Source organism: Sporolactobacillus sp. KGMB 08714 (assembly GCF_036598985.1).
In the GTDB taxonomy this organism is placed as follows: domain Bacteria; phylum Bacillota; class Bacilli; order Bacillales; family Sporolactobacillaceae; genus Sporolactobacillus.
In genome coordinates, this window is sequence record NZ_JAUUBW010000014.1 from 69,501 (window position 1) to 82,342 (window position 12,842).

General features: G+C 50.6%; 14 protein-coding genes and 1 riboswitch. Of the genes, 8 read left to right on the forward strand and 6 right to left on the reverse strand.

Annotation, left to right across the window (positions count from 1 at the left end; translation table 11 throughout):
- Positions 1-2 precede the first annotated feature (2 nt).
- Both nth and Q6A92_RS08335 read left to right on the forward strand, forming a co-directional pair.
- Complete coding sequence (nth, locus tag Q6A92_RS08330; RefSeq protein ID WP_332237695.1) at positions 3-683, forward strand: endonuclease III; 681 nt, start codon at positions 3-5, stop codon at positions 681-683.
- Positions 658-1,173 carry a YpoC family protein gene (locus tag Q6A92_RS08335; RefSeq protein WP_274399496.1) on the forward strand — a complete coding sequence of 172 codons (516 nt, stop codon included), beginning with the start codon at positions 658-660 and terminating at the stop codon, positions 1,171-1,173. Before nth ends, Q6A92_RS08335 begins: the two co-directional genes overlap by 26 nt.
- A gap of 103 nt (positions 1,174-1,276) precedes the next feature.
- On the opposite strand, the gene Q6A92_RS08340 is transcribed toward Q6A92_RS08335, so the two are convergent.
- Both Q6A92_RS08340 and recU read right to left on the reverse strand, forming a co-directional pair.
- A complete protein-coding gene (locus tag Q6A92_RS08340; RefSeq protein ID WP_274399497.1) occupies positions 1,277-3,604 on the reverse strand; it encodes a transglycosylase domain-containing protein in 2,328 nt (775 codons plus the stop codon).
- A gap of 130 nt (positions 3,605-3,734) precedes the next feature.
- Positions 3,735-4,340 carry a Holliday junction resolvase RecU gene (gene recU, locus Q6A92_RS08345; RefSeq protein ID WP_332237686.1) on the reverse strand — a complete coding sequence of 202 codons (606 nt, stop codon included), beginning with the start codon at positions 4,338-4,340 and terminating at the stop codon, positions 3,735-3,737.
- A gap of 277 nt (positions 4,341-4,617) precedes the next feature.
- Between recU and Q6A92_RS08350 the strand changes: the two genes are divergently transcribed.
- On the forward strand, positions 4,618-4,911 hold the full coding sequence (locus Q6A92_RS08350) for a hypothetical protein (protein ID WP_274399501.1): 294 nt from the start codon (positions 4,618-4,620) through the stop codon (positions 4,909-4,911).
- Between the two features lie 96 nt (positions 4,912-5,007).
- Positions 5,008-5,376 carry a YppE family protein gene (locus tag Q6A92_RS08355; protein ID WP_274399503.1) on the forward strand — a complete coding sequence of 123 codons (369 nt, stop codon included), beginning with the start codon at positions 5,008-5,010 and terminating at the stop codon, positions 5,374-5,376.
- A gap of 21 nt (positions 5,377-5,397) precedes the next feature.
- Here the strand turns inward: Q6A92_RS08355 and Q6A92_RS08360 are convergent, their stop codons facing one another.
- The 4 genes from Q6A92_RS08360 to kdsA form a co-directional block, all read right to left on the reverse strand.
- Positions 5,398-5,601: a hypothetical protein gene (locus Q6A92_RS08360; protein WP_274399504.1), complete on the reverse strand. Its 204-nt coding sequence runs from the start codon at positions 5,599-5,601 to the stop codon at positions 5,398-5,400.
- A gap of 109 nt (positions 5,602-5,710) precedes the next feature.
- Positions 5,711-6,271, reverse strand: coding sequence for a hypothetical protein (locus tag Q6A92_RS08365; RefSeq protein ID WP_332237687.1), 561 nt, complete (start codon positions 6,269-6,271; stop codon positions 5,711-5,713).
- 223 nt (positions 6,272-6,494) lie between these two features.
- Entirely contained in the window at positions 6,495-7,526 is a 1,032-nt protein-coding gene (locus Q6A92_RS08370; protein WP_274399506.1) for a KpsF/GutQ family sugar-phosphate isomerase, read from the reverse strand.
- A gap of 19 nt (positions 7,527-7,545) precedes the next feature.
- Positions 7,546-8,388: a 3-deoxy-8-phosphooctulonate synthase gene (gene kdsA / locus Q6A92_RS08375; protein WP_332237688.1), complete on the reverse strand. Its 843-nt coding sequence runs from the start codon at positions 8,386-8,388 to the stop codon at positions 7,546-7,548.
- A gap of 303 nt (positions 8,389-8,691) precedes the next feature.
- Positions 8,692-8,789, forward strand: a riboswitch (TPP riboswitch).
- 137 nt (positions 8,790-8,926) lie between these two features.
- Between kdsA and Q6A92_RS08380 the strand changes: the two genes are divergently transcribed.
- The 4 genes from Q6A92_RS08380 (at position 8,927) to Q6A92_RS08395 (ending at position 12,728) form a co-directional block, all read left to right on the forward strand.
- Positions 8,927-9,517 carry an ECF transporter S component gene (locus tag Q6A92_RS08380; protein ID WP_274399510.1) on the forward strand — a complete coding sequence of 197 codons (591 nt, stop codon included), beginning with the start codon at positions 8,927-8,929 and terminating at the stop codon, positions 9,515-9,517.
- The gene (locus Q6A92_RS08385; RefSeq protein WP_274399511.1) at positions 9,504-11,006 is read left to right on the forward strand and encodes an ABC transporter ATP-binding protein; all 1,503 of its coding nucleotides are present in this window, start codon (positions 9,504-9,506) and stop codon (positions 11,004-11,006) included. Before Q6A92_RS08380 ends, Q6A92_RS08385 begins: the two co-directional genes overlap by 14 nt.
- Complete coding sequence (locus Q6A92_RS08390) at positions 10,948-11,748, forward strand: energy-coupling factor transporter transmembrane component T family protein (protein ID WP_332237691.1); 801 nt, start codon at positions 10,948-10,950, stop codon at positions 11,746-11,748. The genes Q6A92_RS08385 and Q6A92_RS08390 overlap by 59 nt, the downstream gene beginning before the upstream one ends.
- Before the next feature lie 218 nt (positions 11,749-11,966).
- A complete protein-coding gene (locus tag Q6A92_RS08395; RefSeq protein WP_274399514.1) occupies positions 11,967-12,728 on the forward strand; it encodes an SDR family NAD(P)-dependent oxidoreductase in 762 nt (253 codons plus the stop codon).
- Positions 12,729-12,842 lie beyond the last annotated feature (114 nt).

The window sequence follows — 12,842 nt, forward strand, 5'->3', positions numbered from 1 at the left end:
CCATTCTGAATCAGAGCCAGATTGACTCGGTGCTTGAGACGATCGCCGCGATGTTCCCGGACGCACATTGCGAGCTGAATCACCGCAATCCCTTTGAACTGGCAATCGCCGTCATGCTTTCCGCCCAGTGCACCGATGCCCTGGTCAACCGTGTGACGGCGAGCCTTTTTGAAAAATACCGTGTCCCTGAAGACTATCTTTCCGTTCCGCTGGAAGAATTGCAAAGTGACATCCGGTCGATCGGGCTTTACCGCAATAAGGCGAAGCACATCCGGCAAATGTGCGAGCGGATCATTGAAGATTATGGCGGGGAACTGCCCCGGAATCGTGAGGAACTGATCAAGCTGCCGGGCATCGGCCGCAAGTCGGCCAATGTGATTGTGTCCGTTGCCTTTGGAGAACCGGCGCTTGCCGTCGATACGCACGTTGAACGTGTGACCAAGCGGCTCGGCATCTGCCGCTGGAAAGACAGTGTCCTTGAGGTGGAAAAAACGCTGATGCGGCGGGTTCCCAGAGAAAAGTGGTCGGAAACGCATCATCGCCTGATCTTTTTTGGCCGCTATCATTGCAAAGCGCAGGCCCCGAAGTGCCCGGAGTGCCCGCTGCTCGATCTCTGCAGGGAGGGACGGAAACGGATGAGGGGAGGAGGCCTTGCTGTTGCAGAAGAGCGAAACGACGCTTAATGTACCGGCATCTTTCTGCTTTCCTCCGTTTTATGAAAGAGAAGCGCATGTTACATTTTCCGATGCCGGTACGGCCGGAAGGGAACAGCCTTTCTTTTACGACATTCTGTTTATTGAAAAGCCTTCGTCGCTTTCTTCATGGCCGTGGGAAGATCCGTTGCGGGATTTTAATCGCAGCTGGCCCGACAGACGCGCCGGAATCGCCGAGGCGTTCCGCAGCCGCGACCGGAAACGGGCAGAGAAGCCGATGATTCAGGCGCTGGCGCTTTTTATCGATCAGGCCGTCTGGTCATCGGGAAGGGCGGTCGACAGCCTGTCGCCGCAGCATCTGATGAAAACAGTGGCCAGTCTGCCCTATGCCCCGCTTAATATTGAGGGAAGGCTCTCCTATATCATCAAACAGCCCGATCACTATCTTTCATTCATCCAGCTGAACCAACTGGATGAAGAGCTGAAGAAAAAACTTGCCGTCTACAAGAAAAAAGGATGAAAAGAGAGGACGTCCCGCCGTCGAATTTCCGACGATGGGACGTCCTCTTTCAATGCACATTCATAAGTACTTGTAAATAAAACTGAGTCGGCTTCTGTCTGTTTTACTGTCCGCTCGACGGCTTTTGTTGAGTCGTGTTCTGCTGATTTTGCTGCGTCGGCTTTGACGACGCAGCAGGCGGGGTTGAAGAAGAGCCAGCGCTGCTAGAAGCGGGAGTCGTGCTCGAGCTGCTTGGACTGCTCGAACTGATCGGCGTGCTTGAGCTGCTTGAACTGATCGGCACGCTTGAACTTGCCGCACTGCTGCTCGAACTGCTTGAACTGCTCGAGCTGCTGTTATTTTTATCTGCCGCCTGATTCTGCTGCTGGGTCTGATAATTCAGAGCCTCGCTTGAATTTTTGACGGCCAGTTCGCCGCCGATATTGATCACGGAGCCCGGCCGCGTAAAATCGGGTGCTCCCTGCATGAATTCACTCATGATGTCGCGGAAGATGATCTGCGAATATTTTTGTTCATTTTGGCCCAGGAAGGTTCCGTAATTACTGTCGCTCGGTTTGTTCTGATTCACATCGTAACCGGTCCAGACGGCCGCCGTCAGCCTGCTTGTATAGCCGACAAACCAGGCGTCAAGCGCGCCGTGGCTTTGATCGTACGGTGAAATCTGGTATTGCTGCGCGTATTTGTCGTCGATGTTCTGTGTTCCGGTTTTGCCTGCAAGCGGCACGCCGGGAATATCCGCAGTGACACCGGTTCCGGAAGTCATGACGCTTTTCAGCATGTCGGTAATCATATACGCCGTATAATCGTGCATCGCCACATGCCGTGTATGATTCAGATTAATCACTTCGCCATCCGGGAAAACGACTTTCGTCACAGCATACGGCTGATTGTAAACGCCGCTGTTTCCGAATGCCGCGTAAGCTCCCGACATCTGCAGAGGCGAAGAAAAGAAGGGACCGATCGCATAAGATTGATAGATGCTGTTAAAATTGAATCCCAGATTGTTTGCAAACGAGCGAACGTCCGCAGCGCCGTTCGGCGTGCTGAGCAGGGTCTGCATCGTCCGGACGGCAGGCGCGTTCCGGGACAGGGCCAGCGCCCGGCGCATCGTCATTTTGCCCATGTATTGGTTGTCCCAGTCGGAAACAGACACTCCCTGGGAACCCGACTGTGTATAATACGTTTTCGTATCGTCCACCTGATGGTTGGTCGACCAGTTCAGATACTCGATGGCGGGGCCGTAATCCATAATGGGTTTAGCCGTCGAACCGACACTGCCGGTATTGATATACGACCAGTTTGTATTGAGATATTGATAGTTTCGCCCGCCGCCGAGAGCACGGATCGCTCCGGTCTGGGTATCGATCACCGCCACGCCGGCCTGAAAGTTTTTCTGGACATTGGAGAAGTTATTGCTGTTATTCAGCACATCTTCCGTCCGCTGCTGGACGGACGGATTCAGCGTCGTGTAAATTTTCAGGCCGCCTGAATCAAATTGTTTATCGGTGACCAGCTTTTGATCGTTAACCAGCACTTTACGGACATAATCGACGAATGAGCTGTATTTTCTGTTGCTGACCGGAATGTCCCGATGATCCTTGGTCATTTCTTTCATGGGGACACTTTTGGCTTTGGCAGCCTGGGCCGGCGTAATCGCCTTATATTTGGCCATCAGATCGAGGACCAGATCACGCCGCTCTTTTGCCTGAACCGGGTGGAGAATCGGGTCGTAGTAACCCGGATTCTGTGTCATTCCCGCAAGCATCGCAGCCTGTTCCAGCGTCACATTCTGAATGGGGCGCCCGAAAAATTTTTCCGATGCGGCCGCCACGCCGTATGTCGGCCCTTCGCCCAAATAAATATCGTTCAAATACATTTCAAGAATCTGTTTTTTCGTGTACTTTTTTTCCAGCTGAATCGCGAGATAGGCTTCCTGAATCTTTCTTGTAAACGTTTTATTCTGTGTCAGCAGCGCATTGCGCACGACCTGCTGAGTGATCGTGCTCCCGCCTTCCGATTTATAGCCGTTCGTAAATTGGGCGACGGTCGCTCCGAGAATACGGATCGGGTCGATCCCGAAATGCTGGTAGAAACGGACATCTTCTGTAGAGATAAAAGCGTCCTGCACCACAAGCGGAATCGAGTTGATACTTGTATACATTCTGTCCTGGCCGGTATCCACATTGGTCGCCTTATTGCCGTTCTGATCATAGATAACGGATGATACCTGATTGCGCAGCGCATCTGCGTTCAGCGGCGGAGCGCTCTTAATGATCGCAAGCACGGTCACCGTGCCGGCCAAAAGTAAAAACAAGAAAATAAGAGACAAAATGAGTAGGATGCGCTTAAACCATCGCCCTTTTTTGCCTCCTCCCTTCGAAGATTTCTTCCCATTTTTTTTCTGAGACTTATTTGCTTTCAGCTTTTCCATTTCAGCTGACCGCCGTCTCTCCATACGCGAGTGATATTCAACCATGCTAAAAATCCTACCTTTCCGGAAAGCCAGTCCCATGGGTATTACGCTTCATATTATTCGAGCGGCCCGGGAGATTATGACCAACTTAAAAGTATACATCATTCACGACGCGAAGGTAATCAATTCGCGGCGCATAATTTTGCGGCACGAGGAATCCTTTTTTCTGAAACATCGTTTTCGGCACCGATTTACGCCCGCCCTTACGCTGCGAGACTTTCCAGCACTCAGCTAAAATTCCTGCGTCCAGCAAATATACTTCATCGGCCTGAGTAAATCTGACGATAATAAAACCGATGCCTCCGTGACGTTTGATCCTTTCCATATGCTCGATCTGATGGCTGTGAAAATTTTTTAAAGGAATATAATTGGCGTGCGTCGTTTCTTTTGCTTCAAAATCGATGTATTTTCCTTTGTAGACACCGTTGTAGTCCGTTGTCGAGGCCTTGCGAAAATAGGCCTCGGTTATTTTAGCGGCGCTGCGTTTGGGGTAGTCGACATGAACGATCTGAACAGGCGTCGGTTTTTTATAGATAACCGCCCGGTCCGCATCTCTGTAGTATTGATTGGCCGCATTCAGGTCCTCTTCAAGCGTCATGCCGCGATGGCCGTAGACAACCGAATCCGCCGCCGTTTGCTGTCTGCGGTTTCCCGATTCCTTATACGGCTGTCCATTCGGATAAAAGAATGTCAAATGATAAAGGCTCCTTTCCAAAAAATCGCAAAAAATCACTTCTTATAACTTTCGATAAGAATCGGAATATCTTTACCACAGTATACCAAAACGAACGCCGATCGTGTGCTAGTTTACGTATAAACGAACATACATTCCGTTAAAATTATGACGAATTGATTAAAGTCGTACAAATTTTCACTAGTTTTGCCGGAGTCGTTCGAGTTCTGTCGGACAGGCAGGGTTTCCTCCATCTGCTCTAGAAAATTTAAACAAACAGCTGAAAGAAGGTTGATTCATGAGCGGATTGAGAACGGTTGAGGCATGCAAAGGATTGTCGGCACAGGCATTGGATTATAAAATGGACTACCTGTTAATGGAACTGGAGCATCTGGACAACAAGCTGGTCCGAAAAACCGAGGAAATGATCGGCGAACAGTTCGGCAGCTGCCGCCGGGAACTGTTCCGGATCGGCAGCGAAATCGCACACATCAATCGTTCTGTCAATCGTCTTGAAAAGAATCTGGATACTTTCAGTAAAACGGCGGCAGGAACGGCTCTGCCCGAATCGTCAATAGAAGTTCCGCAATGAAAAAGAGGGGCAGACGATCTCTTTGATTCCCGGTAAGTGTTTTTTTTCAGTACGCATGGTACACTAACAAGGGGATTTGTTTAAGAGGTGGCCGAAATGGAAGAAGAAGAGGACAGCCGGCTGAGACGGCTGACCGCAGAGTTGAAAGAAAAAAACCGGGAAGCCTATGATCAATTTGTGAATCGGACCAACAGACCGGACTACAAAACCGATTTTTACGGCGAAGTGAAGCCGTTCGCCGACCGTGTCCAGCTATTGATCGATGCATGGCGGCCTCTTGCCGATCACTGGGTGAAAAGCAGGAGGCCGAAATATGTCTATCCGATACAGATTAAGGATACGTACGACAACCTGGCAATCGTCTGCGTCACCGCATTTCAAACGGATACACGCAAACGCCGTTTTTTTGAAACGATCAAAGCCGTTGATTACGTTTTAGAAAACATGCTCAGACAGATTGACTAGAGCAAGGTTTTCGGATCCTGGTCAGCCGTTTAAGCGAACGAAAGACCAAAGTGTGAACAAGAAATAGGGAACACCGAACAGTAGGATCATCCAGTACATAATAGAAGCAATCGTTTCAAACGATCTTTCTGCCGGAAGCCGCTCCATCCGTCCGGCAAGCTGTTTCAAGCGTCCGTACCATTCCCTGCGTTTTTCGTGAAGCGATGCCGCAGCCGTCCTCGCCATAATCTGCCTCCCTGCATTTTTTATATCAGCTTATGGCTTGTCTCTCTTTTTTATTCCTTTCTGTTTTTCCCCCAAAAAATAAAGAACAAAAGAACGGCCGGCGCCGCCGTTAGCGACCGGCAATATTTTTGAGTTCCGCAGGCGATTTACCGTTCAGCTCCTTGAATCCTTCATAAAGGGCAATGATTTTTCCTCCATAGACGGGATAGACAGCGCTGAATCCGCCATTCAATATATAGTAATAACGATCGCTGTATTGTTTCAGAAAAAGGACGTAGTCTCCGTCCGCAAGCGGTCCCGGATAGACGGCATTTAGCGGATCTTCAGGCCTGGGAAGCGGTTCGACGCCCGTTGAAAGAAGATAGGCAGGGGAGGAGGCCGTTCCTTTGTAAGCGTCCCGGATATGAAGAATCTGTCTCGAGTTGACGAGCTTCCGGCCCGGAGCCGCAGTTCTTCCTGTTTCCCATTTATTTATTCCGGCATTGAGACGGGCATAAACAATCAGATCCGAAGTTTTTATAAGTGAACGCAAATCCGGATTCCGCTGCGTCACGATGATTTGTTTCGGAAAAGGGGACTGGGCCGCGGCCCCGTCTGAAAACAAGAAACAGAAGGCCGGAATCAATCCGGCGAGAATAAAAACTTGCAGCAGGCGCGATGAAACAGTCATTGGCAACGCTCCGTTTCCATGAAGTAGCTTTTCTTAGAATGAGCGCAAGCCGCGAATATTATCCGTCATTCCGGATGCAAAATAGCCCCGGAATTTTGTCCGGAGCCGTAAATTTGTAGGTTTCAAAGAACAGAGCGGCTGTACGTGCCTGCGTCGATGATCTCGCGGACTGAACCCGGCCGGTGATTCATTCTGCGAAAGGAGCGACGGAGACAGAGGAGGATTAAAGTCCGATCCGTGTCAGATCCTGGATACGGATGATGGCAATCGGTTCATTTTCCCCCGATTTCACAACAGGGAGGACATGGATGTCCTTTTCTTCCATTAAGTGCAGGGCTTCGGCGGCCAATTGGTCCGTCGTCACAAAATACGGATCGGCCGTGTAAATCTGACGAATCGGCTGATCCCATGAAATATTGCCGTTTGATAAGGCTTTCCGGATGTCGCCGTCGGTCAGGATGCCGATCAGCCGATTTTCTTCATTGACGATGGAGACTGCACCGATGCCGCTTTCCGTCATTTTAAACAGTACTTCTTTGACTTTGGCGTTTTGATAAGCAGCCGGGTTTGCCCTGTTGATGGAGCGAATGACGCCCTTGACCGTCAGCAGCAGCTTCCGGCCGAGAGAGCCGCCGGGATGGAAAACAGCGAAATCTTCCGGCTTGAAATCACGCACGTCCAGCAGGGCAACAGCCAGCGCATCGCCCAGTATAAGCGTCGCCGTCGTTGTCGACGTCGGTGCAAGGCCGAGCGGGCAGGCCTCCGCAATCGTTCCGGTATCAATCGATAGATTGGAAAGCCCGGCCAGCGTGGAACGGGCATTTCCGGTAATCGAGACGACCTTTGCGCCGATGCGCCGAACCGATGGGAGAATCCGCAGCACCTCTTGCGTTTCGCCGCTGTTGGAAATCGCCAAAACGATATCGTTTCTTGTGATCCTGCCCAGATCTCCATGAAGCCCTTCCGCCGGATGAAGGAAGAACGAAGGCGTGCCTGTACTCGCAAGTGTCGATGAGATTTTTCTGCCGATGATTCCCGACTTGCCCATACCGGTAATCACAACGCGGCCTCTGCAATTTAAAATCAGGCGAATCACTTGCTGAATCATCTCCGGATCAAGCCTTTTTTTCAGCTTCAGCACTTCCCGGATCTCCGTATCGAATGTCCGGCTGAACGAATCCATGTATGCTTCTGTATTTTTCAAACGCGTTTCAATGACGTAGTTGATTCTGCTTTTCTCGGTGTTCAGGTTCATGGACAGGCCTCCTTATCTTTTAATAGTATTCCACTGCATCCAGATTGCGGACGACAGCGTCGATTTCCAGGAGCGGTTTCAATAGTTCTTCCAGACTTTCAAGCGGCACCATATTCGGCCCGTCGGACCATGCCCGATCCGGATCAGGATGTACTTCCATAAAAACGGCGTCCACGCCCGCCGCGACGGCGGCACGTGAAAGGTAGGGGACAAATTCACGCTTTCCTCCTGTCGATATGCCGTTTCCGCCGGGAATCTGAACGCTGTGCGTCGCATCAAAAACGACCGGATAGCCGTACGAGCGCATTGTCGGAAGCGACCGCATGTCGACGACCAGATTATTGTAGCCGAATGAAGCACCGCGTTCCGTCAGCAAAATGTTTGTATTTCCCGCTTTCTCGAGCTTTGTGATCACATTTTTCATGTCCCACGGTGCGAGAAACTGGCCTTTTTTAATATTGATGATTTTCCCGGTCCGCGCCGCAGCGACCAGCAAATCGGTCTGACGGCAGAGAAAAGCGGGAATCTGCAATATATCAAGCACATCGGCCGCAGGAGCTGCCTGATCGGCCTCATGGATGTCCGACGTCAGAGGCACGCCGATTTTTTCTTTGACTTTATTCAGAATTTCGAGTCCCTTTTCCAGACCCGGACCGCGTTTGGAATAGATCGACGAACGATTGGCTTTATCATAAGAGGATTTAAATACGAAGGGAATCCCGAGACGGTCGGTCACTTCCCGGATGGTGTCCGCCGTTTTAAGGACCAGATCTTCACTTTCAATCACGCACGGACCGGCAATCAGGACAAACGGATCGTTTTTTCCAAAACGGATCGATTCATTTAAGCGGAGCGTTTTCACTCACATCACCTCAGGTTTTTCGATTTTTTGATCCCGTTTCCAGTTCTTCCTGTCTTTAATATCACAAACAAAGCGGGGCATCAAGAAAATTATTTCCTCCTTTCGTTTCTGAAATAGTTAAAATCCGGTGAGGGGGTATGATTTTTTATTCCCTTTTTTTCAGGATACGAAACCTTTATTAAAAAATCATGAAAATATTTTCGATCGGGCTTGGAAACTGCATTTTCGGATGATTAAATAAATGTTTTATCTTGACCATTATTGGGCGGGGGAGTATCGTTAAAAGTGTTAAATGAATATGCGTTTGTCCACTAGGGGAGCATTCCGCTGAGAAGGGCACGGCCCTGACCCTTGGACCTGATCTGGATAATACCAGCGTGGGAAAGTGGTTTTGAAATCATTCAGGCAGCTGCCGCTTTCTTTTCGTACAGAGGAAAGCGGTTTTTCGTGTTTTTCAATCATTCTCCGACCCTGACTGTGCAGCGGATGCTTCCGAAAGAAAAGAAATCAGGATGAACGCAGACAGGAGGAAGAATAGATGAGCAAAAGTAAAAGTCGCAAGTTGAATCTGACCGATATTCTGGTCACGATTGTTGTTTCTTTGGTTTTCGGCCTTGTTTTTCGTTTGCTCGGGCCTGTGTACGATATGCTGCAGTCGCTCGGGCTGCAGCTCGATGCGCTGATCTACGGCATCTGGTTTATTGCCGGACCTTTCGCCGCTTTGCTGATCCGCAAGCCGGGTGTCGCCTTTCTTGCGGAAACTGCCGCCGCGATCGCCGAAATGCTGTTCGCAGGAAGCGGCGGCATTATCAACGTTTATTACGGTGTGGTTCAGGGAATTTTTTCCGAGCTGATTTTCGCCGCGTGGCGCTATCGAAAATTCACAGTCTCCGTTGCCGTTCTTTCCGGCATTGCCGCGTCCATAGGGTCTTTTCTGATTGACCTTGTTTACGGTTATCTGACCGATCTCGCGGGCTGGAACCTGACTCTGAACATCGGGTTCCGTATTATCGGGGCGGCGCTTTTAGCCGGCGTCTTCCCCTATATCCTTGTTAAAGCTCTGGAGAAGACCGGTGTTACCAATCTCATCCGTCCGGTGTCTAAGGAAGACTACGATGCCCTTAAATAGTCCCGGCTGCTGGGGAGTCACCAATCTGCGCCTTGCTTTTCCGAAGAAAAAAGAAATGTTTTTCAGAGATCTGACTTTTCATTACAAAAGAGGGGAAAAGGTGCTGCTGCTCGGCCCTTCGGGATGCGGAAAATCAACATTGCTTCAGGTGCTGTCCGGGCTCGTGCCGAACAGTATCGAACTGCCGATGAAAGCGGATGAGCTCGTACTTCCGGAAAACTGGGGCTTTATTTTTCAAGACCCCGACACCCAGTTCTGCATGCCTTATGCCGATGAAGAAATTGCCTTTGTTCTTGAAAATCAGCGGATCAGCCGCGAAAAAATGCCGGATTTGATTCGGCATTATCTGAAAATGGTCGGACTTGAGCCGGATCGCCCGCATCGGCTGATCAGCCGGATGTCCGGAGGAATGAAGCAGAGATTGGCGATAGCGAGCGTTCTCGCCCTTGAACCGGACGTGCTTTTTCTCGATGAACCGACCGCGCTGCTTGATCCGCAGGGCACCGAACAGCTGTGGCAGACTGTGCGCCGGATCGGCGCGGATCGGACACTGCTCATTGTCGAGCATAAAATCAGTCACGTTCTCGATCTGATCGACAGAGTCGTCCTTTTCGATCCGAGAGGTCAGATCATTGCCGACGGAGCAAAGGACGAGATTCTGCAAACACATGTGAAAGAACTGGATGAATACGGAATCTGGCATCCGGGCGTCTGGCAGGGATTGATCAGGGAGGGGCCCGGCCACCGGGAGGCGGCTTCAGAAAACGATGTCCTGCTCGAACTCGATAACTTTTCCGTGACCCGTCAGCATAAAATCCGATTTTCTCTGTCTCATCTGACCGTTTACCAAGGTGAATGGGTCGCCGTCATCGGCAAGAACGGCGCCGGTAAGAGCACGATGATTGAAGGAATCATGGGACTGCTCCGTCATCAGGGAAAAGTGCGCTGGCATCTCGATCATACACGTGACGACGTCGCTTTTGTATTCCAGAATCCGGAATATCAGTTTGTAACCGACCGCGTCGATGACGAACTGGGACTCAGCCTCGTTTTAAAGAAACTGGACAGCCGGGAAATCGACACCCGGGTCAACGAGGCGCTTGATCAATTTTCGTTGGCAGATCAGCGGCTGCAGCATCCGTTCCAGCTTTCAGTCGGTCAGAAGCGGAGGCTGAGTGTGGCATCGGCACTGATTAATCACCCGAAAGCAGTCATCCTTGATGAACCGACATTCGGACAGGACGCCCGCAACACATTCGCGCTGCTGCAGTTGTTCCAGCGGCTAAAGCAAGGCGGGACTACCGTGATTATGGTCACCCATGAAATGGAAATCGTCCGTTATTTTGCGACGAGAGTGCTGAAAATAAAAGAGGGGCATCTCGCCGCGGATTCACGGCGGACGGCAGAGGAAAGCAGGGAGGGGGAAGAAGATGGGGGATTTTTGGACAAACACGGACAAGCCGTTTTTCAAGATCAATCCTTCATTTAAATTTCTGATCATCGCCGCTCTCTTTATTGTCTATCTTTGTGTCCGCAATCTGAACACGATGATTTGGGCGACCGTCCTTTTTCTTATTCTTTATTTCCTGGTTAACGGCTTCCCGGCAAAATTTTCATTCTGGATGATCATTCTGACCTTTATTGTCTCTTTTTTGGGCACGGCCGCCATGATTCTGTTCGGCAAGGGCACGCACGTCCTGTTTCACTGGTATCTGATCATGATCTCCGAGGAGAGTCTGGCCCGCGGCGTTTTAATCGGCCTGAGAACTTTTATCTTCACAATGATCGGCATGATTCTGGCTTCGACGACGATGCCGGTGCCGTTTTTCTATTCGCTGATGCAGCAGCTTAAAGTGCCCGTCCGTTATGCATACGGCTGTCTGGCGGCTTTCCGGATGCTGCCGATGATGGCCGAAGAGTTCGTTCACATCCGCCAGGCAATGATCGTCCGCGGCATGATGCAAAAGAAAGGGGCACGGGCTGCCTATGAGCGGATGAAACACTATGCGCTGGCCATGCTTGCCCAGTCGATACGCCGCGCCCAGCGCACGGCTGTAGCCATGGAAGCCAAACGCTTCTCGATGACGGAAGCGCGGACTTACTACTACGAAATCGGCTGGAGCCGTTATGACCTGTATTTTCTGGTTGTCATCCTTTGCACGGTCGCCCTCAGCTTTCTGCTTTCTCACTGGATGCCGCTGACTCCGTTCACAGATGTGATTGATAATTAAAATGCTTTATTTCCAAATGCATGAACAGGATAAACCGTATCCATCTCAAGAGGGCGCCCCATCCGTCAAATGTCTGACGATGAGGCGCCCTGTTTCATAAAGCGGAACGCAGCTTATCCTTTCATTGCCGCCCCCGGGACAACCGACGGTTAAAATTGACAGAGGATAAAGCCTTCATTATGATAGGTTTAAACATTCATTGAAAAGCGGGGCTGCAGATGGCAAAAACGGCACTGATTACCGGCGCGACAAGCGGTTTAGGCTATGAGTTCGTCAAACTGTTCGCAAAAGACGGCTACGACCTTGTCCTTGTTGCAAGGACGGCGAAGAAACTGGAGAAAATAAAAGAAACGTTTACAAGTACAAAAGTGCATTATATTGTCAAGGATCTCAGTGTTCCGGGGGCAGCGAAAGAGATTTTTAAGGAAATCGAGCAGGCAGACATCCCGATCGATATACTCGTCAATAATGCCGGATTCGGCCTGCTGGGTGCATTCGATGGGCTGGACATCCAGGAGCAGCTGCAGATGGTTCAGTTAAACATCGCCGCACTGACAGAACTGAGCTATTACGTGCTTCCGGGAATGAAGGAAAAAGGCGGCCGGATTCTGAATGTGTCCAGCACGGCCGCTTTTCAGCCCGGTCCGTATATGGCTGTTTATTTTGCCACCAAGGCTTATGTTCTTTCTTTTTCAGAAGCGCTTGCCGAAGAACTGAAGAGTTCTGAAGCAACCGTTACGGTACTTTGCCCGGGACCGACCCAAACCCGTTTCGGAACGGTTGCCGGGGCAGAGGGGACAAGAATGTTCAGCCGGACCATGGCGCCGGAGCGCGTCGCCCGTCTCGGTTACGAGGCCCTGATGAACGGAAAACGCGCCGTCGTTGCCGGAGGAATGAACCGGGCGGGTACGATCGCGGCCAAACTTTTGCCGATCAGCTGGACGGCAAAGGCGGCCAAGTATGTGATGGGAGAAAAATGAGGGGGTCCTAAAAATCTTTTTCGGCCTTAAGACACAGGAAAGAGGCTGTCTCAAAAGGTCAGTCTGTAGTGAAAAACGAGAGGGACATTTTTTCCCTCTCGTTTTTCGCTCATC